The organism is Pseudovibrio flavus (assembly GCF_009711345.1).
Classification (GTDB): domain Bacteria; phylum Pseudomonadota; class Alphaproteobacteria; order Rhizobiales; family Stappiaceae; genus Pseudovibrio; species Pseudovibrio flavus.
On record NZ_SMMA01000066.1, the window covers coordinates 96,470 to 119,078 of the forward strand.

General features: G+C 52.6%; 26 protein-coding genes. 7 read left to right on the top strand and 19 right to left on the bottom strand.

The features are described from left to right. Positions 1-16: 16 nt before the first annotated feature. Positions 17-1,102 carry a class I SAM-dependent methyltransferase gene (locus tag E1162_RS17430; RefSeq protein WP_155134031.1) on the bottom strand — a complete coding sequence of 362 codons (1,086 nt, stop codon included), beginning with the start codon at positions 1,100-1,102 and terminating at the stop codon, positions 17-19. After that, complete coding sequence (gene lgt / locus E1162_RS17435) at positions 1,102-1,944, bottom strand: prolipoprotein diacylglyceryl transferase (protein WP_155134034.1); 843 nt, start codon at positions 1,942-1,944, stop codon at positions 1,102-1,104. The genes E1162_RS17430 and lgt overlap by 1 nt, the downstream gene beginning before the upstream one ends. A 199-nt stretch (positions 1,945-2,143) precedes the next feature. On the opposite strand from lgt, the gene E1162_RS17440 reads away from it, so the two are divergent. The 5 genes from E1162_RS17440 to E1162_RS17460 all read left to right on the top strand — a co-directional run bounded on the left by E1162_RS17440 (position 2,144) and on the right by E1162_RS17460 (position 5,129). After that, the gene (locus E1162_RS17440) at positions 2,144-2,428 is read left to right on the top strand and encodes an accessory factor UbiK family protein (RefSeq protein ID WP_155134037.1); all 285 of its coding nucleotides are present in this window, start codon (positions 2,144-2,146) and stop codon (positions 2,426-2,428) included. Between the two features lie 279 nt (positions 2,429-2,707). Further along, entirely contained in the window at positions 2,708-3,208 is a 501-nt protein-coding gene (locus E1162_RS17445; RefSeq protein WP_155134040.1) for a type III secretion system chaperone family protein, read from the top strand. Then, entirely contained in the window at positions 3,205-4,026 is an 822-nt protein-coding gene (gene proC, locus E1162_RS17450; protein ID WP_155134043.1) for a pyrroline-5-carboxylate reductase, read from the top strand. The genes E1162_RS17445 and proC overlap by 4 nt, the downstream gene beginning before the upstream one ends. Before the next feature lie 95 nt (positions 4,027-4,121). Beyond that, entirely contained in the window at positions 4,122-4,745 is a 624-nt protein-coding gene (locus tag E1162_RS17455) for a TetR/AcrR family transcriptional regulator (protein ID WP_155134046.1), read from the top strand. 27 nt (positions 4,746-4,772) lie between these two features. After that, positions 4,773-5,129, top strand: coding sequence for a tRNA-binding protein (locus tag E1162_RS17460; RefSeq protein WP_155134049.1), 357 nt, complete (start codon positions 4,773-4,775; stop codon positions 5,127-5,129). A gap of 17 nt (positions 5,130-5,146) precedes the next feature. Here E1162_RS17460 and E1162_RS17465 read toward each other — a convergent pair whose 3' ends face one another. From E1162_RS17465 to E1162_RS17475, 3 genes are read right to left on the bottom strand one after another with little or no spacing between them, the layout of a single operon-like run. Further along, entirely contained in the window at positions 5,147-6,529 is a 1,383-nt protein-coding gene (locus E1162_RS17465; protein ID WP_155134052.1) for an ATP-binding protein, read from the bottom strand. A gap of 34 nt (positions 6,530-6,563) precedes the next feature. Next, positions 6,564-7,265 carry a response regulator gene (locus E1162_RS17470; RefSeq protein WP_371312006.1) on the bottom strand — a complete coding sequence of 234 codons (702 nt, stop codon included), beginning with the start codon at positions 7,263-7,265 and terminating at the stop codon, positions 6,564-6,566. Then, positions 7,265-7,753 carry a MarR family winged helix-turn-helix transcriptional regulator gene (locus E1162_RS17475; RefSeq protein ID WP_155134055.1) on the bottom strand — a complete coding sequence of 163 codons (489 nt, stop codon included), beginning with the start codon at positions 7,751-7,753 and terminating at the stop codon, positions 7,265-7,267. The genes E1162_RS17470 and E1162_RS17475 overlap by 1 nt, the downstream gene beginning before the upstream one ends. Before the next feature lie 329 nt (positions 7,754-8,082). Here E1162_RS17475 and E1162_RS17480 point away from each other — a divergent pair, with 329 nt between their 5' ends. Next, entirely contained in the window at positions 8,083-8,982 is a 900-nt protein-coding gene (locus E1162_RS17480) for a branched-chain amino acid aminotransferase (protein ID WP_155134058.1), read from the top strand. Between the two features lie 75 nt (positions 8,983-9,057). Here the strand turns inward: E1162_RS17480 and E1162_RS17485 are convergent, their stop codons facing one another. From E1162_RS17485 to E1162_RS17525, 9 genes are all read right to left on the bottom strand, one after another. Further along, complete coding sequence (locus E1162_RS17485; RefSeq protein WP_257099097.1) at positions 9,058-10,311, bottom strand: multidrug effflux MFS transporter; 1,254 nt, start codon at positions 10,309-10,311, stop codon at positions 9,058-9,060. 176 nt (positions 10,312-10,487) lie between these two features. Beyond that, complete coding sequence (locus E1162_RS17490) at positions 10,488-10,955, bottom strand: molybdenum cofactor biosynthesis protein MoaE (RefSeq protein WP_155134061.1); 468 nt, start codon at positions 10,953-10,955, stop codon at positions 10,488-10,490. A 22-nt stretch (positions 10,956-10,977) separates the two neighbouring features. Then, entirely contained in the window at positions 10,978-11,229 is a 252-nt protein-coding gene (gene moaD / locus E1162_RS17495) for a molybdopterin converting factor subunit 1 (protein WP_371312027.1), read from the bottom strand. A 19-nt stretch (positions 11,230-11,248) separates the two neighbouring features. Then, positions 11,249-11,821, bottom strand: a complete 573-nt coding sequence (gene pgsA, locus E1162_RS17500; RefSeq protein ID WP_155134067.1) for a CDP-diacylglycerol--glycerol-3-phosphate 3-phosphatidyltransferase — start codon at positions 11,819-11,821, stop codon at positions 11,249-11,251. A gap of 102 nt (positions 11,822-11,923) precedes the next feature. Continuing rightward, positions 11,924-12,211 (bottom strand): HlyU family transcriptional regulator, encoded by a 288-nt coding sequence (locus tag E1162_RS17505; RefSeq protein ID WP_155134070.1) that lies wholly within the window; start codon positions 12,209-12,211, stop codon positions 11,924-11,926. A gap of 39 nt (positions 12,212-12,250) precedes the next feature. Next, positions 12,251-12,877: a thymidine kinase gene (locus E1162_RS17510; RefSeq protein ID WP_155134073.1), complete on the bottom strand. Its 627-nt coding sequence runs from the start codon at positions 12,875-12,877 to the stop codon at positions 12,251-12,253. Between the two features lie 107 nt (positions 12,878-12,984). Then, on the bottom strand, positions 12,985-14,022 hold the full coding sequence (locus E1162_RS17515; RefSeq protein WP_155134076.1) for an endonuclease/exonuclease/phosphatase family protein: 1,038 nt from the start codon (positions 14,020-14,022) through the stop codon (positions 12,985-12,987). A gap of 93 nt (positions 14,023-14,115) precedes the next feature. Beyond that, positions 14,116-16,149 (bottom strand): excinuclease ABC subunit UvrC, encoded by a 2,034-nt coding sequence (gene uvrC / locus E1162_RS17520; protein WP_371312007.1) that lies wholly within the window; start codon positions 16,147-16,149, stop codon positions 14,116-14,118. A gap of 93 nt (positions 16,150-16,242) precedes the next feature. Next, the gene (locus E1162_RS17525) at positions 16,243-17,226 is read right to left on the bottom strand and encodes a calcium/sodium antiporter (RefSeq protein WP_155134080.1); all 984 of its coding nucleotides are present in this window, start codon (positions 17,224-17,226) and stop codon (positions 16,243-16,245) included. Positions 17,227-17,633: 407 nt separating this feature from the next. Between E1162_RS17525 and E1162_RS17530 the strand changes: the two genes are divergently transcribed. Further along, positions 17,634-18,284, top strand: a complete 651-nt coding sequence (locus E1162_RS17530) for an outer membrane protein (RefSeq protein WP_155134083.1) — start codon at positions 17,634-17,636, stop codon at positions 18,282-18,284. Between the two features lie 96 nt (positions 18,285-18,380). Here the strand turns inward: E1162_RS17530 and E1162_RS17535 are convergent, their stop codons facing one another. The 5 genes from E1162_RS17535 to E1162_RS19730 form a co-directional block, all read right to left on the bottom strand. Next, positions 18,381-18,992, bottom strand: coding sequence for a glutathione S-transferase (locus E1162_RS17535; protein WP_155134085.1), 612 nt, complete (start codon positions 18,990-18,992; stop codon positions 18,381-18,383). A 147-nt stretch (positions 18,993-19,139) separates the two neighbouring features. After that, positions 19,140-19,688 carry a menaquinone-dependent protoporphyrinogen IX dehydrogenase gene (gene hemG / locus E1162_RS17540; protein WP_155134088.1) on the bottom strand — a complete coding sequence of 183 codons (549 nt, stop codon included), beginning with the start codon at positions 19,686-19,688 and terminating at the stop codon, positions 19,140-19,142. A gap of 109 nt (positions 19,689-19,797) precedes the next feature. Continuing rightward, positions 19,798-20,283, bottom strand: a complete 486-nt coding sequence (locus E1162_RS17545; RefSeq protein ID WP_155134091.1) for a cytoplasmic protein — start codon at positions 20,281-20,283, stop codon at positions 19,798-19,800. An 84-nt stretch (positions 20,284-20,367) separates the two neighbouring features. Then, positions 20,368-21,216: a 23S rRNA (adenine(2030)-N(6))-methyltransferase RlmJ gene (locus E1162_RS17550; RefSeq protein ID WP_155134094.1), complete on the bottom strand. Its 849-nt coding sequence runs from the start codon at positions 21,214-21,216 to the stop codon at positions 20,368-20,370. Positions 21,217-21,383: 167 nt separating this feature from the next. After that, on the bottom strand, positions 21,384-22,055 hold the full coding sequence (locus E1162_RS19730) for a cold-shock protein (protein ID WP_155134097.1): 672 nt from the start codon (positions 22,053-22,055) through the stop codon (positions 21,384-21,386). Positions 22,056-22,609 lie beyond the last annotated feature (554 nt).

The following is a 22,609-nucleotide window of genomic DNA, read 5'->3' on the forward strand; positions in this document are numbered from 1 at the left end:
AATTTCTTTAATGGGGTTATCCGGTGAAAGCTGCCGGGGCGTCTTGGGTGTTCGTTACGGCCAGAACTTTGAAAAGGTTGCCCATTTGGTTGTCGGCGGCAAGCCGTTCGACTGCTACGCGAATAGCTTCCTGCTCATCAGGTGATTGGCCGCTGCCCAGCTGTCCCGCACGTTCCAGCAAGCCGAGTCGCAAAAGGAAGTCCGCTTGAGTGATGGCACCGTGGGTGTGAGCGCCAGCCGCTTTCGCTGCTGCTGCAAGCGCTTCGAAGTTCACATGGGACGACAGATCGCTACCACCGGGATAGCGGAAGAAATCGCAGAACTGGTGGCTCTTTATCGCCTGAAGTGTCTCGCCGATTTGGGTGCGGGTGTAGCCGTAGTCAATAATGAGTGCCGCGCCGCCGTGGGTTTTAATCTGCTTGGCGATGGCTCCCATGAGGGCGATGCCCATTGCGCCGATTTCCAGCACGGACCCTGCTTCAACCTTGTCTGCGTTTGGCGGTAGGGCGTGTGGCGGAAGTTCGATAATACCGAGACCGAGAGTTAGTTCCCGATCTTCGTTGAGCCCTACGCTGCGTTCAAGCCAGCGCCCATCCTGAGCCTTTTGGAAGTGCTGGATGGGCAGCGCATCAAACAGCTCATTGGCAACGAGGAAGATTGGACCTTCGGGAATAGAGCCAAAGCCTTTATGCCATGTAGCATTGGTTCCGGAGAGTGCTGTTCGCTGAATCTCTTCAAGGCGCGGGCTTGTTTCCACTAGGTGAAGGTTCATCGCGGCCATGAAGTCTGCCCGCAGCCGCGCAACACGCAGGATGTCTTTGATCAACGTACCGCGGCCCGGTCCAAACTCTACGAGGTTAAACGGGGCAGGGCATCCTTGCTGAACCCAAGTGTGGACCAGCCACGCACCAACAATTTCGCCGAATAGCTGTGAGACCTCTGGCGCTGTTATGAAATCGCCTTCCTGCCCGAACGGTGGCCGCGTCATGTAATAGCCGTGCTGCGGATCGCTGAGACACAGCTCCATATAACGCGCTAGTGACATTGGTCCGTCGGTCTCGATGTAACGGCGTAGCTTGTCGAGCAGCGGGGTGCTTTCCATTAGCTCTTGCCTTTCGCAGCACTGCTTTCGGTGTTGGAGCGAAGAGCATAGAGCAGCAGAGCTAGGCCGCCGAGTATCATTGGTAGAGAGAGGATCATGCCCATGGTCACAAAGCCGCCAATGTAACCGATATGGGCATCTGGCTCTCGGAAGAATTCGACGAAGGTGCGGGCAAGGCCATAGCCAATTGCAAAGCAGCCGGCGATAGCGCCCGGCTTTTTCAGCAGGTCGAAGCGATAGATCAAGAAGCGAAGAACGAAGAAGAGGACAAAGCCTTCCAGCGCCGCTTCATAGAGCTGGCTTGGGTGACGTGCAAAAGGGCCGCCATGCGGGAAAACAATTGCCCAAGGCACATCGGTTGGGCGTCCCCAAAGCTCACCATTAATGAAGTTTGCGATGCGGCCGAAGAACAAGCCGACGGGAGCAACCGCGCCAATGAGATCAAGGAAGGTGAGGGGCGATAGACCGCGAGAGCGTGAATAAAGCACAATCGCCGTCATCAAGCCAAGGAACCCGCCATGGAATGCCATGCCGCCATGCCATACGGCGAGGATTTCCATCGGGTTCTGCAGGTAATATTCGAAATTATAGAAAAGGACGTAGCCAAGTCGTCCGCCCAGCACGATACCCAGAGCTGCCCAGACAACAAAGTCGTCAATATCAGTCAGGCTTGGTGGCTTGGTGCCAACTGTGAGGCGTGGGTCTGCAGCAAGGCGGCGCATGAAGTACCATGCCAGCAGAATTCCTGCGATGTAGGAAAGGGCGTACCAGCGGATCGCGACCGGACCGAATTCGATGAGTACAGGGTCAATCGCAGGAAATGGCAGCGCAAGAAAAGGCATGATTCATCCGTTTAAAGAAAAAGGTTTCTGTTACTGCCTAACGATCTTGGCAGATTTAGGCAATCCTGCACCAAAGAGCAGGGGAGGAGCAGTAAAATCAGTGTGAAACGACCTAAACCTGTGCTTGCCGCTGCTTACCTCTTGAAGTCGTCTGCGCTGATCAATAGGTGTTGTCTATGAGCAAACACGGGAGAGCCCTATGAGCCATTCACCAAACCGTTTTCTGGATGAACTTGCAAAACTCATGACTGATGCAGCGGGTGTGGCGCAAGGTGCCCAACGCGAAGTTCAGACTGCATTTCGTGCGCAGGCCGAGCGTTTCCTTTCTGATATGGATATCGTCTCGCGTGAAGAGTTCGACACGGTTAAAGACATGGCTGTGAAAGCACTGGACGAAGTTGAACGCCTTGAACAGCGTATTGCTGCACTTGAAGCCAAGCTTTCAGCCAATGAAGAATCCAAGAGTGAGGTAAAAGAGGACTAACCTCGCTTAAAATTACATGTGAATATTCTGTGGGCGGTGCGTTGTCGTCCACAATTTTCGCAATGTTCTTACCGGTGCCTCTGTATCGTTTTACGGGAAGTTGCCTATATATTGAAAGCAAGAAAAAGATTCGAAGCGTCAAATACTAGGCTGACGCACTAGCGTCGTCCTGTAGGTTCACTTGATAAACTTTAGGGAACCGTTGATTGCCTTTGAACGCTTCGCAAACACGATCTGTACTGTGTCGTAAACCATAGCTCCAGCCGACGGAGACCCCGCATGAGTCTCATGGAATTCGAAGCCGAACGATCCAGTCATCCCGTAGATGCTATCGAGCAGCTTGCCCATATGAATGACTGGTCATTCGAACGGCTTGGGGACGACGAGATCTCAATTTCCGTCAAAGGTAGCTGGACCGACTATCAGATTTCCTTTTCATGGATGGAAGATCTGGAAGCTTTGCATTTGGCAAGTGCCTTCGATCTTCGGGTTCCTGAGCCTAGAGTGACCGAGATTACCCGTCTACTTGCGCTTGTTAACGAGCAGATGTGGATTGGCCACTTCGATCTCTGGTCTAATGAAGGGGTTGTTATCTTCCGCCAGACCTTGCTGTTGGCAGGTGGTGCGGAAGCGAATGTGCGACAGCTCGAAGTTCTTCTTTCAAATGCTCTTGAGTCCTGTGAACGATACTATCAGGCTTTCCAGTTTGTAGTATGGGCGGGTAAAACGGCGAACGAGGCCGTTGAAACCGCATTGTTCGAGACAGCAGGAGAAGCATGAGTTTTACAAAAGACGCCCCACTTGTATTGGTGGGTGCTGGCAAGATGGGCGGCGCGATGCTTGCCGGCTGGATTGCCAATGGCGTTGCTCCAGAAGCAGTTGTAGTGGTTGACCCTGCGCCTGCCTCTGAAATGAGCGAGTTTTTATCTTCCAACGACATTCGTCATCTGACTGCAAGCGATGATAGCGTGAACGCGCAGATGATCATCGTGGCTATCAAGCCGCAGATGATGGCTGCTGTTTTGCCTGATGTTGCCAAGATGGCAGGGAAGGGCACGCTTATCCTTTCCATCGCGGCAGGTACTTCCATCGATACCTTCCAGCAATACTTTGGAGCAGGCTGCGTTGTCGTTCGCGCAATGCCGAACACACCTGCACAGGTTGGGCGAGGCGTAACCGCTGCTTTTGCGACAGACAATATCAGCGCCGAGCAGAGAGGGCTTGTTGCTCTGCTTCTAAGCTCCGTCGGAGCATTTGCTTGGGTGGATAGCGAGCAGCAGATCGATTTTGTGACCGCGGTGAGTGGCTCCGGTCCGGCCTATGTGTTCCACCTTGTAGAGTGTCTCGCCGCAGCGGGTGAGAAACTCGGGTTGTCTTCCGAGGTTGCTATGCAGCTTGCGCGCCAGACCGTTTGCGGTGCAGGCGAGCTGCTCTATCAATCTGACCTTGATGCAGCAACACTTCGCCAGAATGTTACATCTCCGGGCGGTACTACAGCGGCAGCGCTTGGTGTGCTTATGGAAGATGGGGCTCTGGAAAGCCTGATGTCTAAGGCAGTTAAGGCGGCTGCTGATCGCGCGGCTGAACTTTCAAAGTAAACAGACGGCGCTGTTTCTGATCCAGTTCTATGGACAAATGCGTAGTGGGTGGTAGCTTTGTTGCCACCCCTTTTTCATTTTCTGGAGATCGCATTTTGCCAACTGAGAAAACGCGAAAGAAGATTGTCGCCAGCTTCATTAAGTTGCTAGATGCGAACGCCTATGAGGCCGTTGGCTACGAGCAGATTGCGGAGGAAGCGGGTGTAGGGCTCGATGTTGTTAGGGCGAGCTATGCCAGCAAAGAGGAAATGCTTGGCGCTTTCATCAGCGAGATCGACCAGAAAGTGCTTTCAGAAGCGCGAGAGGACATTGCAGAGGAAGGCAGTCGTGACCGGCTGTTTGATGTGTTGATGAGCCGCTTGGACGCGCTGGAGCCTTATCGGGGAGCGCTGCATAATATTGAAGCGGCTATGAGTGGCGATCCGGTCTTGCGTCTTGCTCTTTTGGGGATGATTAGTCGGTCAATGGATTGGATGATGGTTGCAGCAGCCATCAACGAAACAGGACTGCGAAGGGCTGGCATGAGCCGCGCGTTGGCGGTTGGATTTGGCCGTGTCATTTCCGTTTGGCTGGATGAGACAGATCCGGGGCAACCCAAAACGATGGTGGCTTTGGATGATATGTTGAAGGAAGGCCAGAGGTGGATGGGGCGCGTTGAGAAAGCGCAAAAACTGGCTGGTCCGTTTGTTAAAAGACTGTTTGGAAGAAAGCGAGCGTAGGCTCATTTGGTTTGATTGGGTAGTTTGATGAGTGAATTGAAAGAGCCCGCAGTGGCAAGTTTTGATGATTTTCTGAAAGTGGATATTCGCGTTGGCAAGATCGTGGATGTGCAGCCATTTCCTGAAGCCCGCAAGCCTGCCTACAAACTATGGATCGATTTCGGTCCGGAGATCGGTGTTAAAAAGACTTCAGCCCAGATCACGGTTCACTACACCATGGAAGATCTGCAGGGTCGCCTTGTGATGGGTGTCGTGAACTTCGCGCCTCGGCAGATCGGCAAGTTTATGTCTGAGGTGCTGACGCTTGGCGTGCCGGACGAAAATGGCGATGTGGTTTTGATAAAGCCAAGTCAAGACGTGCCAATTGGCGGGCGGTTGTACTAACCGCCCAACCTCAAGCGTTAGATTGGAATGCGCGCCCGCACGCGGAGACCGCCAAGTGGCGACTTGCGAAGGAAAATCTCGCCGCCGTGACTGCGGATGATGTCACGGGCGATGGAAAGGCCAAGCCCGGAGCCGCCGCTATCTTGATTGCGTGCTGCATCCAAACGATAGAACGGGCGGAAAACTGCCTCTCGTTCATTTTCCGGAATGCCGGGGCCATCGTCATCGACGGTGATGATCAGCCAGTCGTCTGTTCGGTAGCCTTTGATACGGATCGTCTTACCGTAACGCGCCGCATTGGAGATGACGTTGAGAAGGAAACGTCGGAACGCCTGCTCCTTCACGATAACCATCGGGTCGCCTTCGAAGGTGGATGCAATGTCGGCTCCCACAACTTCTGCCTCAACCTCCAGGTCTTCAATCATCAGTGCGATGTCGGCAGGGTTGGATTTTTCTTCACCGTAGCCTTTGCTAAAGGACAGGTAGTCCTCAAGCATGCGGCTCATCTCGTCGACGTCTCTGCGCAGTGCAATGACATCAGGGCTGTCTTCCATTACTGCCAGCTGCAGGCGGAAGCGCGTGAGAATGGTGCGAAGATCATGGCTCACACCTGCAAGCATGATTGTACGCTGTTCAACGTGGCGTTCAATGCGGCGGCGCATATCAAGGAAAGTATGCGCGGCACGTCTAACCTCTCTAGCACCTTGTGGCCGGAAGCCCTTTATTTCTCGGCCCTTGCCGAACTCTTCAGCAGCTCTTGCCAATCGCTCGATTGGCCTGATCTGATTGCGTAGGAATAGCAGAGCAATGCAGATGAGGATGAGCGAAGTTGCCACCATCCATACGATGAAAATATGCGAGTTTGATGCGTAGGTCTGGTTGCGGCGTGTGATGATACGAACCGTGTGGTCGCCAACCTGCACGCGTACCTCAATAAAGCGGCCTTCACCGATGGTGTTGAGCGAAAACGGTTTGGCGATGCGAGCCGCAATCTCTCTGCTCATGTAGCGATCAACCAGATCGAAGAAGGGTTTTGGTGCTGGTTTCGGTAGCGGCTCCTTGGGCATAACGGTAACCGAAAGACCAAGGGCGTTGGCTGAGATGCGCTTTAGATCTGTGTAGTTGTCATTGTGGTTATAGGTCTCAACCATCTCCACAACGGCCGCCATCTGCCTAACAACGGCCTCCGAGAGGCGACGAGTTACGAGGTCGTAGTGCCTCTCCATAAACACGAAGGCGACAACCGATTGCAGCAGAACAATCGGGATCACGATGATCATGAGCGCGCGGACGTACAAGCTCTTTGGAAGGATACGGTGCAGCCAATTGGCCAGCGCATTGTAGGGCGCTAGCAAAGGCTGCATCCAAGAGGGTAGTCGCAGGAATTTTGAAAGGCTCATATATGCCCACTCGCGCTTAGAGCGAATAAATCAATCAGTCTGTGATGAGACGATAACCGATACCGCGAACGGTTTGAAGATAGAGCGGATTGCCCGGATCTTCCTCGATCTTGCGGCGTAATCTGTTGATCTGCACATCAACGGTACGCTCACCAAGCGAGCTGTCTTCGCCAATCAAATCTGTTCTGGCAACAATCTGCTCGTGCTTTTCTGCAAACAGATTGAGTATCTGCTTTTCGCGGTCTGTCAGGCGAATGAACTCTTCGTTGCGTTTCAATTCGCCGCGTTCAGGGTTGTACTGGAACGGGCCAAAACGGATAGTTTCCGGCTTCGCCTTCAATTTAGGGCCGCCCCGGCGCAGAATGGCGCTGATGCGCAAAAGAAGTTCGCGAGGCTCAAAAGGTTTTGCCAAATAGTCATCAACACCAGCTTCAAGGCCCGCAATGCGGTCATCAGCCTCGGAACGAGCGGTAAGCATTAGAATTGGCACATCAAGGCGTTGGCGCAGGTCTGCAGCCAGTTCCAAGCCTGTTTCACCGGGCATCATGACATCGAGGATCAGGAGGTCAAACTCCAGCCCTTCCATCCGTCTGCGTGCTTCGCTGGCATCGCGAGCGGTCGTTACGCGAAAGCCGTTGTCGCCAAGAAACTGGCGAAGCAGATCGCGGATGCGGCTGTCGTCATCGATCAGCAGGATATGGGAGGCATCATCGCCCGGTGCACTTTGTTGCTTCACTACTCGCCCTTCGCGCTCAGATCATCCCCGATCAAACGCGCGACCTCACTGCGTTGGTTCTCGTCAATCATCAGGTACAGAAACTCGCGAACCTTCTCGTCGCTGCCCGGTGCCATCTTGGAGATGGTATTGTTGATCCGGCGTGTTTGCAATTGAGAGAGCTGCTCTGAAAGTTCCCGCCCTTTATCCGAGGTGTACAGCAAGCGCTGACGACGGTCCAGAGGACCCGGTTCTTGCAGGATATACCCGTCATCAACAAGCTGTTTCAGCACGCGGCCGAGGCTTTGTTTCGTAATTCTCAATATTTCCAGGAGATCAGAAACAGTCATGCCCGGGTTGCGGTGGACAAAGTGCAAGACGCGATGGTGGGCTCGGCCATAGCCAATCTCGTTCAAAAGAATGTCAGGATCGGCAGTAAAGTCGCGGTATGCAAAGAATAATAGCTCGATCAGATCAAAACGTGGTGTTCCGGTGTCGTCTTGGCTCATGCCTAAAAAATCCCAAGTTTGCACGCTTTTGCCTAAATTTTGGATACTTCAAAAAAATAAGTCAGGTTTATTGACTTATTTCTTTCTGGTTGTTACAAGATTTGTGTCTCTCATGAAACGATTGAACACGCAGAGTTCTTTATAGGTAATTTTATTATCCTTCAGATCTCGGTTGTTCCGTCTCTTGAAGATGATTGCGTACTTGCTAAGCAGCAAGACAGCAAGATTAACTTGGAAATTATCTAACAGTTTAAACCAGTACAAGCTATGGCAGGTGCGGTAATCGTACTGCACGACCTGTGAATTGTCGCCGGACAGGAGTATTAGAAATGGCGGGTGTTCCGTTTGATCAGCGAGAAGGTGTCATCTGGTATGATGGCAAAATTGTCGACTGGGCTGACGCGAACGTGCACGTGCTAACGCACGGGCTACATTATGGCAGTTGCGTCTTTGAAGGACAGCGCGCATACGGTGGTGAGATTTTCAAGCTCGATGAGCACACTCGCCGTCTACACGCATCCGCCGAAGTGATGGGCTTCGAGATTCCTTACAGCGTTGAAGTGATTAACGATGCATGTCGTGATCTCATCAAGCGTATGAACCTCGTTGATGCCTATTTCCGCCCTGTTGCATGGCGTGGTAGCGAAATGATGGCTGTATCTGCTCAGCGCAATACCATTCACATGGCCATTGCTGCTTGGGAGTGGCCTAGCTACTTCAAACCGGAAGAGGTTATGAAGGGTATTCGTCTGGATATGGCTAAGTATCGCCGTCCAGACCCGAAAACTGCGCCATACAAGTCCAAGGCTGCGGGCCTGTACATGATCTGCACGCTCTCCAAGCATGAAGCGGAAGGTCGCGGCTATGCCGACGCGCTGATGCTTGATTATCGTGGTCAGGTAGCAGAGGCGACCGGTGCGAACGTTTTCTTCGTGAAAGAAGGCAAGCTGCATACGCCAACGCCAGACTGCTTCCTTGATGGTATTACACGTCGCACTGTTATCGAACTTGCGCAGCGTCGCGGGATCGAGGTTGTTGAACGTGCCATCATGCCTGAGGAGCTGGCAAGCTTTGAGGAATGCTTCCTCACCGGTACAGCTGTGGAAGTGACGCCTGTTTCTGAAATCGGCGAGTTCAACTTCCAAGTGGGCGATATCTCCCGCGCACTGGTTACCGATTATCAGGCTGAAGTTCGTGCTCACGCAAATGCGATGCGCGCAGCGTCCTGATCTGCTTTTCGTTAAGAAAAAAGAAAACCCCGCGAAGATCGCTTCGCGGGGTTTTTTGTTTGTATGGTTCGGTGCTTACTGCTCGTGTTGCGGTTTCATAAATTCACCGCCCTCGGTGATGTAAACCGTAATCATTGCAAGAATGCCGAAGGTAGAGAAGCCGAGAGTGAACGGAATGATCGTTCCGTCGAACATTGCCCCTACTGCCGCGCCAAGCAAAGCACTAACCAACGTTGAGAAAAAGCCGATCATGGCGGAGCCGGTGCCTGCGATCTTCGCAAGTGGTTCCATTGCCATTGTATTGAAGTTTGGTCCGATGAAGCCAAAGAAGAACATGATCAGCATCTGCAAGCAGATGAAGGTAGCAAGGTTGGAAAGGCCGGAAAGCGCCACTATCGCATGGATGATGCTGACGGCCGTATAGCCGAACAATGCCATGTGGGAGAGGCGGCGTAGACCGTACTTCTCAACGAAACGGGCGTTGAGATAAGATGCGAGCGACAGGGACGCGGCGATCACTGCAAAGACAATCGGGAAGGTGGTTCCCAGATCGAAGATGTCGACGAAGATTTGCTGCGCCGAGTTGATGAAGCTCATCAAGCCACCAAATACGAACGACATGGCGAGCATGTAGCCGAAGGTAAGGCGGGTTGTCAGCACGGTCTTGTAGGCGTTTAGAACAAAGCCGAAGCTCATTCTGCGCCGGTTCTCCGGCTCAAGGCTTTCCGGTAGGCGGGTGTAGCACCAAGCGAGCAGGCATACGCCAAACAGCGTCAAGAACGCAAAGATCCACTCCCACGGGCCGATAAACAGGATCGACTGCCCAATGGAGGGAGCGAGAATAGGCGCTGCCATGAAAACCATCATAGCGAGGGACATGACGCGGCCCATCTGGCGGCCTTCATACCAATCTCGCACCATGGACACAGTTACAACGCGCGGCGCTGCTGCACCAATGCCCTGCACAGCGCGCGAAAGGAGTAAGGTGCCGAAGGTGTCTGACATGGCGGAAAGGAAGGCGCCGAAAGCGAATAGAACAATGCCGAAAAGCAAAACCTTCTTACGTCCGATCCAGTCCGATATTGGGCCGAAGATTAGGGAAGCGAAGGCAAGCCCTACAAGGTAGGACGTGATGAGGAGTTGGCGCTCATTTGGGTCTGTCAGGCCGAAGTCTTTGCCGATGTCTGGCAGACCCGGCAACATAATATCGATAGATAGCGCGTTAAGGGCCATCAACGCTGCAATAAGAGCGACAAACTCAGGGAATGACATGCCTTCATGAGGCTTGCGCGGTAGCTTTGATGGCGCGGGGGATTCCGTGCTGAGCATGCGTGGTCCTTGTCTAGTTCCTATTATTTTTTTGGATAAGTCGTGGGGGATGGCCGAAACCAAGGCACAGGGCAATACCTGAATTGCCCCTCTACAGAGAATAATCAGGTCTACTTAGGCTCTGTCAATGCCCAGTCTCATGAAAGATTTTTTCAAGGTAGTGAGGGGTTGGAACTCTAGTTCCAGCGTGCAGCGTCTTCGTCGTCTTTTTCTTTTGCTGCAACCCACGAGCCTTCACCGTCCTGCTTGAAGTGTTCCTTCTTCCAGAACGGGGCACGTGTTTTCAAGAAATCCATCAGGAAATCGGCGGCGTTAAAGGCAGCTCGGCGGTGCGCACTTGCAGCAACCACGAGAACGATATTCTCGCCGGATTTAATCTTGCCGAAACGGTGAATGACAGTCAGTCCGGTAAGCGGCCAGCGCTTGCATGCTTCAACCGCGATGCGTGTCAGCTCTGCTTCTGCCATACCCGGATAGTGCTCTAGCTCAAGAGCTTCCAAAAGGCCGCCTTCGTCGCGACAAATGCCGGTAAACGATAGAACGGCGCCTACGTCCAATCGTCCTTCGCGAAGCTCACGCTCTTCTAAGCTGACATCGAAGTTTTCAGCCTGCACGATAACTTTTGGAGTAATAGGCGCTGTCATTTGTAAACCCGTTTGCTGCGCTTTAGCCGCCCGTCATAGGCGGAAAGAACGCTATTTCGCGTGCGCCGGTGAGGGGATGGTCGTGTTCCACATGCTCATGATCAATAGCAGTGCGGATCGCATCCGTCTCCTCGAACGCATAGGCGTAGGCTTCGTCGCGCTGTTTGAGCCATTCCATCAAAGCTGCGGGCGTGTTCACATTATCCGGCAGCTCAATTGCTTCTTCTGCCGTGCCGGTGCGCTCGCGTAGCCAAGCAAAGTAGCGGACTTTGATGGTGCTCATAGGTGCTTCCTTATCCGTCAATCAGGTGCTTCATACCCACTCTGAAATAGTCGTAGCCGGTGTAGAGCGTCAAAATCGCTGCCAGCCAGAGAAGAGCAATGCCGATATGCGTTGTGTACGGGAACATCGCATCACCTGCCGGGCCAACAATCAGGAAGCCGATGGCAACGAGCTGTACGGTTGTCTTCCATTTCGCCAGCTTGGTAACAGGTACACTGACCTGCAGTTCAGCGAGAAATTCACGCAGACCAGAGACGAGGATCTCGCGGCACAAGATGATGATAGCAGCGATCAGGGACCACTGGCCGATGATACCAGCGTGAGTGAGCACAAGAAGGCTGACAGAAACGAGGAGCTTGTCTGCAATCGGGTCCAGCATACGGCCCAGTTTGCTCTGCTGCTTCCAAGCGCGCGCCAGATAACCGTCTAGAAAGTCGGTCAGGGCTGCGGTTACGAAAATCGCCAGAGCCACCCAGTTCGACGTCGTCCCGGGAAAGTAGAAGCAGGCCGCCATTGCGGGAACTGCGAGAATTCGCCCGTACGTTAGAAGATTGGGTAGAGAAAACACAATGCTGTTGTTCATTCTAGCCTTCGGTCATTCCAGTTGCGTTAGCTGCACAGTGATGTGCCCCCAACAGGTGTAGGTTGTCAACGGCAATATCAAGTGCGCGTATCTGCCTAGAGATCAGTTATCGAACAGGTTTTCTCCCATTTCGTCAATGATCTGCTTACCCTTGCGGACGGTGAAGGCGATGGCTTCTTCTTCACTAGGCAAAGTGTCTGCGCGGATGAATTCCTGTTCTAGGGTCGTTTCGTCCTTGGTGAGACGAATAACGCCAACGATCTGCCACTGGCCTGATACACTGCGCGGAGTTGGAAAAATCAGGAACCCTTTGTGTTCGGTCGGCTCTGGCCCCTTTTTGCTGGCTTCTTTGTTACCTGAAAAGCCGAAAAGGCGAGAAAGGAAAGACATTATCCCGGGTTCCTTCAATGCTGCGGTTGTTCGTGGGGCTTATACGCCCACCGCTTCAAACTCTGGTTCTAGTTGTTTTAGCTGATCTGTGCGCAATTGTCTTGCTAGCCAATGGGCGCGACACAGAGAGACGTATCTTTCTTCACCGCCAATAACGACCTGATCGCCTTCTTCTACAATATCGCCATTCTGGTCGAGGCGGGCCACCATGGTAGCCTTTTTGCCGCACCAACAAATTGTGCGAACTTCGCGCATGATGTCTGCAATAGACAACAATGCAGCGCTGCCGGGGAACAGCTTGCCTTGGAAGTCGGTGCGCAATCCGTAGCACATCACAGGAATACGGAGTTTGTCGGCGACTTTCGCCAGTTGCCATACCTGCGCTTCCGAGAGGAACTGGGCCTCATCAATGAAGACTGCGTCTATGCGTTCTGTGCTGGTTTCTTCTTTAATGGTCTCAAAGAGATCCTTTGACTCGTCAAAAAGAAGCGCAGTGGAGTTTAGTCCGATACGGGAGGCGATTTGGCCAACTTGCGTTCTATCATCCAAGGCGGCGGTGAAGAGCAGGGTCTTCATACCTCTTTCCTGATAGTTATAGGAGGCCTGTAGCAGTAGGGTAGACTTGCCGGCATTCATTGCCGAGTAGTTGAAATAGAGCTTCGCCATTATGTCCGGTCTGATGGTTTAAGCAGGTAACTTAGCTAAAACACATACAGGGATTCGCCGAGACTGCCGCAGCTGCCTTCCCGTTTCTCCCGATATTTATGCAGTTCTCAACGCTCTTTTGCCGAGGGGAAAGTGATCTCTGCTACAAGAGGTAGATGGTCAGAGTCGATATGGGGACCAACCTTTGGGTTCGATACGCTGAGGTCTGTAGACACGGCGATGTGGTCAACCTGAGCTCCGAGGAGCGAAGACAGCTCTGGACGGAAGAAGTATCGGGTGTTGGATGGAAGCTTACTTGGGAAGCGGGTATGTAGGCCCAAGTGTCGGAATGTAAACTGGCTTGAGCCCGACCAGATTGACGTGTTCCAGTCACCAACAACGGCGAGCGAGCTGTTGTCTTCACTTGCTTTACGCTCGCGCCGAATGTGGCTGCGAATATAGGACATATAGGCTTCACGTGCGCGCAGTCGGTCCCAGGTACGTGGGCTGGATGGATGCAGCGCAAAGAGCTTTAACCGTTCACCACCAACGAGGACCGTCGTTTCAACGAACTCCTTAGTGATATTCGGGTTCTGCGGCATATTCGAGATTTCCGAGCGGCTGCTGTTTACCAGCGGTAAGCGGCTGAAGATCGTGATGTCCGCGTCAAAACCCTTCGGTGGTGAAAACGAATATGGATAGGTATCGGCGAGCAGCTTTTCAATAATCCACGCGGTTCCTCCAGTTTCCTGAAAAACCACAAGATCTGGATCATGACTATCGATTGCGTTTTTGAGTAGGCCTTCACCACGGCGCATGTGCTCAAGGTTCACGGTCATCAGCTTCAAAGATTCGCCGGTGTTGTGAGTAGCGCCGCCGGTTTGAACCAGCGTTATGCGGTAGAAGGAAAACGAGACGAGCAGCAGAAGGCAGCAGCCCAAACCCAAAAAGATATTGAGTTTTGCCGAGGTTATGATGAAGGCTACAAGCGCCAGAACAATGGTCAGCAAAATTTGCGGAACAAAGAAGGCAGCGGCTTCTCCTAAGAAGGTTCCCGGGAAAATATAGACACATGTTGCGATCGCGATGCACAGCGTCGCGACAGCAAGCGAAATGTCCGCGATAATTCCACGCCACTTCAAATTAGAAAAAATCGACTTAACCAAACCCACCGGCCCTACGCATAAAGTTCTGATAGTTATAAATAAACAACCACAGGTAGGCCAAGCGGCATTGTGCCCTATCAACGCAAATGATGTTTATTCATGGAAGTGATCGTAGATCACTTTGGCGATTTGGCGGGAGATGCCCTCGACTGCGGTTAAATCGTCAATACCAGCTTTTGACACGGCCTTGGCTGTTCCGAAATGTCGCAGGAGTGCACGTTTTCTGGTGGGACCAATTCCTGCGATCTCGTCTAGCGGGTTTGTGCTGATAGCTTTTGTCCGTTTACTGCGGTGGGTGCCAATGGCAAAACGGTGTGCTTCGTCTCGCAGTCTTTGGACGAAATAAAGCACGGGGTCACGCTCTGGCAGCATGAAGCTTTGTTTGCCGGAGATGAAGAATTTCTCTCGCCCTGCATCGCGGTCTGGCCCTTTGGCGATACCTACGAGTGGGATGGAGGTAATGCCAAGCTCCTCCAGTGTGCTGCGCACGGCGGAGAGCTGGCCCTGACCGCCGTCAATCAGTACAAGGTCAGGCCACTGCGGAATATCGGCATTGGAGAGCGGGGTATCCATTGCCTCCTCGGTTTGGTCCGCGCCCTCGTTTTGCTCCGGCGTACCTTCTGCAAAGCGGGCGGCTTGCTCTAGCCCCTCCGGATTTTCCTTCAGCAGGCGAGTGAAGCGACGTTTCAGGACTTCACGCATCATCCCGTAATCGTCGCCAGCGGTTAGATCTTCCGACTTGATGTTGAACTTGCGGTACTGGCCTTTGGCAAAGCCTTCCGGCCCTGCCACGATCATTCCGCCCACAGCATGGGTGCCCGAGATATGGGAGTTATCGAAGACATCCACTCTGCGCGGCATCCGGTCTAGAGCGAATGCTTCGCCCATGCCCTTGAGCAGTCGTAGCTGGCTGGAAGTTTCGGCAAGGCGTCTGCCCAGAGCCCCGCGAGCATTTGTTACTGCGTGGTCGAGCAGGTCTTTCTTTTCACCGCGTTTTGGAACGGTGATCTCGACCTTATGTCCAGACCGCGCAGAGAGCGCTTGCGCAAGCAGCTCCTGTTCTTCTGTCTCATGAGACAGGAGGATGAGGCGAGGGGCCGGCTTGTTGTCGTAAAACTGGCCAAGGAAACTCTGCAGGATTTCGGCTTCGGTAAAGCTTCTATCCGCCTTAGGGAAGTAAGCGCGGTTACCCCAGTTCTGACCGGTTCTGAAGAAGAAGACCTGCACACATGCCTGACCGCCATCTTGATGGACGGCAAAAACGTCTGCTTCTTCGGTGTGCTGTGGATTTATGCCCTGATGGCTTTGAACATGAGACAGCGCGGCTAGGCGGTCGCGGTACACAGCGGCTCTTTCATAGTCGAGCTGTTCAGACGCGGCTTCCATAGCGGCTGCAAGGTCTTTTTTGATCGCTTGGCTACGGCCAGAAAGAAAGGCCTTGGCCTCGGCAACCAGTTCTTTGTAGCCCTCAGGCGAAACTTCACCGGTGCAAGGGCCTGCGCATCGCTTGATTTGGTAGAGAAGACAAGGACGAGAGCGGTTGGCGTAATAGCTGTCTGAGCAGTTGCGGATATGGAAGGCCTTCTGCATGGCATTGATCGTATCGTTCACCGCTCCAGCGGAGGCGAATGGACCGAAGTAGCTGCCTTTGCGATTACGTGCTCCGCGATGCTTGATGATTGCGGGCGCTTCGTGATCTGCAGAAATCAGAATATATGGAAACGACTTGTCATCACGCAAAAGAACGTTGAAGCGAGGACGCAGCCGCTTGATGAGGTTGGCCTCAAGAAGAAGGGCTTCAGCTTCTGTTCTGGTTTCAACAAACTCCATTGAGCTTGTTGCCATAATCATACGCAGGATGCGGTTCGATTGACCTTGTACGCGGGTGTAGCTGGTAACGCGTTTTTTGAGCGAGCGCGCTTTGCCGACATATAATACGTCGCCATTTTCATCCAGCATGCGGTAAACGCCCGGTCCCAGCGGCAACCGTTTTACGAAGTCGCTGATAACTTCCACGCCTTTGGTGCCTTCGGGCAGCGTTGATTTACTTCCCTCAAAATTGATCTGGGGGAGGAGGGTATCTTCCGCTACGGTTTCTTCTGCCTGTACAGGTCTATCTGACGTCACGTTCTCTGCTCAAAAAATGAAGGGCCTGCCCCAGGAAAGGCAAGCCCTGTCTTTTATCATAAAAAGTGCATAGGTGGGCCTATGCGTTTTTATTTAGCCCGCTTGACCAACAGCAAACACGCCGTAGATGTAAGCGACATAGGCAAGCGTTAGGCCCACGCCCCAGACCTTGTTGAGCTCGATCTTCTTGATTGTGAAGAACAGAACGAGCAGCGCACAGGCCAGCATGACCCAGAAATCAAATGCGAAGAACTGAGCCGGAATGTCCAACGGCGTGATAACAGAGGTGATGCCAAGGATCGCCAGAATGTTAAAGATGTTGGAGCCGATTACGTTACCGAGCGCCACAGCCGCATGACCACGGATGGCTGCCATCATGGTTGTTGCAAGTTCTGGCAGGGAAGTGCCAAGAGCAACGACAGTGAGGCCGATAACAGCATCGCTTACACCCCACTGGGCGGCGATTTGGGTTGCACCATCAATGGTGAAGTGGGCACTGATCGGCAGGCCAATAAGGCCGATGGCGACCATTACGCCTGCTTTCCAGTAGCTATCCGGCAGTTCCGATGGGTCGATATCGCCCAGAAGCTCGGAATCATCACTCTGTTCGCTGCGGGTGGACTTGCGGTGAGCCAGTGCTGTTCTTGCAGAGTCTGCGAGGAACACAACAAGCAGGACCAGAAGGATCAAGCCAGAGAATACAGAGAGCGTGCCCTGATAACACAGGCCGATAAAGATGAGGGAGATCGCAACCATGAAGGCTGAGTTGCGAAGGGTTCCTTTTTCATTGCACGGGGTATTGGCAATAAGGGCAGGCAGACCGAGAACAATAAGCACGTTTGCAATGTTGGAGCCGACAACGTTGCCAATGGCGATGCCGTCTGCGCCTTCCATCGCTGATTTGAGGGAAATGACCAGTTCCGGCGCTGAAGTGCCGAATGCAACGATCGTCAAACCGATAATCAGGGAAGGAATACCCAGTCGGGTCGCGATGCCCACAGATCCACGTACGAGTATGTCGCCAGCGACAACGAGGGCGGCCAAGCCGCCAATCAAGCTTATGTAGGCTAAAAGCATGTGAGCAGTCAGTCCAATTCACTGTTCGCGGAAGGGGCCGCGAAGAGATTCGGTTAGTTATTGGTGCTTCTTCAACGGGCTATATAGTTATTATGCAAGGCCGTTGAAGGGTTCGGTCCACAAAATGTTGGATCAGAAGCATGAAAAAATGATGTAATTTTGCAACATATGGGGGTCATTCATACCTAACGTGTAACAGACCCCTAAAAAATAACGCAGCGGAAACAATGGGTTAAAAATACGTCACATTCGCTCCTTAATTCGCCATGAATTCTCCGTTTTTGACAACGGATCCAGCCACATTGGGTCAGCATATCTCTTTCAACGCGAGATCGGGGGGCCCGATCCGGTGTTCATAAGGACCTCGTGTTCAACGAAGGTTCCATCAAAAATATGGAGACGATATTATGAAGCGCATTTCCCTTGCTGCTGTTGCACTTTCCGTTGTTGCTGCCCCTGCTCTGGCTGCTGACCTCCCACAGGAAGCTGAACAGATCGTTTATGAAGAAGCAGTTGTGTATGAAACCTACGACTGGAACGGTGCATACGTTGGTGCCAACATTGGTTGGGGCTTCCTCGGCGCAAACGGTAAGCAGAACGCAACTGGCGCTCTGGACAAAAACACCGATGGCGTAAACGTTGGCGTATTCGGCGGTTACAACTTCATGGTAACTCCAAACGTTGTTCTGGGTGCTGAAGCAGACATCTCTTACAACGACTTCACCAACAAACAGGGCACCACCAAGCTTGAGTCCGACTGGAACGGCACCCTGCGTGCACGCGCTGGTTACGCAATGGACCGCACCATGGTTTATGGTACCGGTGGTGTAGCGTTCGCTAACTTCAAAGCACACGACAACGGCTTCAAAGATTCCACCACCGCTTTCGGTTACACCCTCGGTGCTGGTCTTGAGCACGCTGTAACTGACCGCGTTCTGGCTCGCGTAGAATACAACTACCAGGACTTCGGCAAGCAGTCTTTCGATCTTGGCGCAAACACCTCTAAAATCGCTCTGGACGATCACATCGTTCGCGCTGGTGTAGCAGTTAAGTTCTAATAGGTTCCCGTCAGGGTTCTTATGGAAGGGCGTGCGCTGGAAACAGCGCACGCCTTTTTTGTTTTCTGCTGGCAGTGCTTACTGCAAGCGGTAAAACTAGACTTTCATGCGGGTTGCTTCGAATGATGGCACTGCCGATGAAAAGTCATCCAGCCAAGCCACAACATTCGTGTGGTTTTCACGCCATTTTCCTTCCAAACGCAGATCCAGATAACCCAACGCACAGGCCAGCGCGATTTGCGCGGCATTTGGTGAGTTATGGGCAACGTAATGCAGCGGCTTGGTGTCAAAGGAACCCAGAGCGCGATCGATCTTTTCCTGCTGGTAAGCAACCCATTCCGGCAACTGCTTGTCTTCTGCGCGGAAGCGGCCTTCGTAAACGATCTGAAGGGCTGCATCCATAATGCCATCTGCCAGCGCCTGCTGGGTTAGAACTTCAAAACGCTCCGCACCTGCTGGCAGCAACTTTTCGCCACCTGCCATATAGTCGAGATATTCGGTGATGACGCGGCTGTCATAAAGCACCGAACCATCCTCTAGAATAAGCGCTGGAATTTTTCCCAGCGGGTTCTGGCTGCGAAGGCTATCGCTGGCGTTGGTCGTATCAGCGTTTTCTACGGAAATATGGTCGGAAAGACCCAGAACAGCTGCTGCGATTTTGATTTTCCGCCCGAATGGAGAAGCAGGCGAAGAGCGTAGAACCAGCATTATGCGCACCCTTGGTTTAATAACACGTCTGGGTGGCAGAATGCCGGATTTCTACTCAATTGCAAGTGCTTGGTCTAACAAGCGCATTTTGGGAAACGCAGAGCGTTGTCATCGGCCGACCTGCAAGTGTGCTGGCCAATCGGTTTCTTAGCGGAATATTGGCGTATCCCAGTCCGCGAGTTCCTGCGCGAAATCATCCACACGACCCCAATCGGTGAACTCGTATTTCTGGCTGGCGTCGGTCGGACCACCGGTGATCACCATGATGAGCTGGATCATTACGCGATCAAAGATATTGTAGATCGGGTAGTTGAGCATGCCTGCGAATACAGCGGCTTTCTTTGGCTCAAGACCGGAGCGTTCCAGATACTTGCGGCAGTAGAAATTGGTTTCAGCAGTATTCTTGTTCGGCTTGCGAGCGGTGAGGTTGACGGAAATAAAGGCCGTTTGCTCGCTGTTCAATCTTACGATGTTGCGTTTAACGAAGCGGCGCACTGCTGGCAGGTGGAAGCCGTAGCGGATTGGAACAGCCACGATGATGCGATGATCTTCATGCCATTCGGCCAACGGCTCTTTGCCGCTAGAAAGCTCAACCGGATTTACAGTATGTCCGGCTGCTTCCAGATGCTCTTGGATTTTGGAGATGATCTGTTTGGTATGCGCGTCATGTGTCGCGAAATAGATGGAGTATTGCATAGTGGCCCCGAAGCGTTTCGCGGCACTATAGTTCGTTTAAGTGTTTCTGTAGGTTCGTAGTTTTGCGGCTGAGTGCGTAGAACTGTGCACCACTTATACGGGTGCGCAGTTAGAAGGGTGAGATGCGTACCGTTCTGCATCGCCCGTCATAGACGCGGTATTTGTCCAAACCATCAAGGCAGGCCTGCACGTTCCACGAGACGCCAACGAATCCGTCATGTTCCACCACCATGTAGTAGAGAGCGCGGTGTGAACCATCGGAGAGGATTGCCCTTGCCGCGCAATACCGGCGGGCTACAGGGCTTGGATTGCCGAGTTGGAAGCCGGTTTCCTGAATATAGTTGATTTCAGAAATTGTGAGGCCGCCGTAATAGGATTCATCTGCTCTACGGATCTGACGTTTGACAGTGCGCGATACCGCTCCTTCATCACAAAAAGGAACGCGTGGGTCACCAGACAAAGAGAAGTAGACGCGGGGCTCTTCCCCAGTCGGGGTCTGGGTCGGGTACCCTCCGATATCTGCGGCGACTGCCGGTACGCTCAAGCTAGCTGAAAGAAGAAGTGCGCTAAGGCCAGAGAGCAGTCCGCGAAGCATGTCGCCTCCAATGAATCAGTGGGTTAACTTGGGGCACGATGTAACATGCCCCGAGTCTGGTCAATTCACTGATCTATGGGGGCCTTATTCTGAAATCACCTGCTCGACAGACCACATTGCACCTTCACCTTGGGCGAGCGTATCGCAAACCCAAGGCAGGGCGGTTTTCATAGAGCTTGCCAGTGTCCACGGTGGGTTGATGACAACCATGCCGCTGGAGCGCATTGGAGCTTCGGGTGAAATGCGGCCTGCTGAAAGTTCCAGAGCAAGGACGTTTTTAACGCCAGCGTCTTCCAATCGTGCCACAAGCTTTTGAACTGCCTTGCGTTCTTTAATTGGATACCAAAGAGCGTAGGTTCCGGTCTGCCAGCGTTTGTATCCGCGGATCGCGCCTTCTGCTAAACGGTCGAACTCGTCTTCAACTTCAAATGCCGGATCAATCAGCACAGCACCGCGGCGCTCTTTTGGAGGGACAAAGCTGCCAAGTGCAAGCCATGCATCCAACTCGATGACCTTTACCTTTTTATCTCCGCCGAAGTTTTCGGTGAGCTCGTCAAAGTCTAGTGGATGAAGTTCAGTGAGGGTAAGACGGTCTTGCTGGCGCAGAAGACTGCGGGCGATTTCCGGCGAACCGGGATAAAGATTGACCCCGCCTTGCGGGTTAAGTTCACGAACAACGGAAAGCCATGGCTCCAGAACCGCTTCAACATCTGCAGGTATATCGGCATCAATAATCTTGCCAACGCCCTGCTGCCATTCTCCGGTTTTCTGAGCCTTTTCAGATGTCAGGTCATAAAGACCAACACCTGCGTGCGTGTCCATAATGCGGAATGGAGCGTCTTTCTTCTTGAGATAGTCAATGATTACGCCAAGCACGATGTGCTTGAGAACGTCACCCAAATTGCCAGCATGGTAGATGTGTCTGTAATTCATTGCTTCTCTTTATTTTCAGCGGCTCATGCCGGTTTCGTTGGGCCTTATTTATTGTGTTGGACCGCTTCTCGCAACACAAATTGACCGTATGTGAAGGGCGGGCAATGTAAAAGAAAAGGCGGCCCAAGGCCGCCTTTTCACTTCCGTCAGGATGCTGAACACCCCGATTAGTTGTCGCCGAAGCCTTCGCTTTCGAAACCTTGGTCCAGCGCGTCGCCAGCTGGAGCAGCTTCACCTTCTTCAAGGCGCAGCTCGACAGCTTTAGGGCCTTTGCCTTTGCGGTCTGGCTCAGTCTCGAAAGAGATTTTTTGTCCACTTGCCAAGCTCTGCAAACCAGAACGCTCAACAGCAGAGATGTGAACAAAGACGTCATCGGAGCCATCATCAGGAGTGATGAAGCCGAAACCTTTGTCTTCCTTAAAGAATTTAACAACACCCGGCTGACGCGGTCCGCGTTCTACCGGTGGGCGTCCACGGCTTTCACGTTTTGGGCCATCATTGTTAAATCCGCCGCGATCAGGACGGCCGCGATCTGCTCCACCGCGGTTACCGCCGCGATAGCCACCGTTCTCATTATTTCCTTCACCGCGATAACCCCCGCGGTTACCGTCGCTTCTAAAGGAGCGACCTGGGTTGGCGCCTTGGTCAGAGCGTTCCTGAAAATCGCCACGGTTTCCTCTGCCGCGGTTGTTTTCATAACTAGGAGCGTAACCGAAACCGGAATCTGTTTGCAAAAAGTCCGGAGCACCAAAGTCCGGGCCAAAACCTTGCGAATCTCCAAATTCGCGTTTGCCCCCACGCTTGGTGCGGTTCCGGCGGCCCGAATTCCCATTGTACATTACGTAATCGCCTTTCTTGCCGATATTCCTCATGAATTTATCGGCAACCAAAGTAATACCTTAAAGCTTGGAGGCTTTAAGGTAGGTGATAAGCTGTATTTGTGGCTAAAAACTATCCAAAATACAGAGCTGTACCCAGCAAGAAATGGCGTTTAGAGGTACAAATTGCGGGCACCAAAAGCTATACAACCATCAACTGCTCATGCACAGGGTGGCATCATAAAGTTCACTCAGGGAAAAGAGCAAGAGAAAGCGTATTAAAATTCGCTGAAACCCCTCTAAAATAAGGGGTAACTCGCAGATTACGTAGTTCCTCGTAGTTTATCGGGGTAAAATGCAGCGAGTTAGGCCGATTTTTTCGCGAGTATTGTTGGTTGATATACTTATTTATTTAAATGAGGAATACATGCCCAAGGAAAGTTGACCAAAAGGTCGATTCTTGGCGCTTCCGCGCAGTTTCTGGCTGGGGCTACGGAAACCTTGGCAGTTCGGGGTCTTAACCATTTCTTTGAAGGCGTTTCTCCTGTAGCTAGGGTTTCAGTATTTTACGAGAC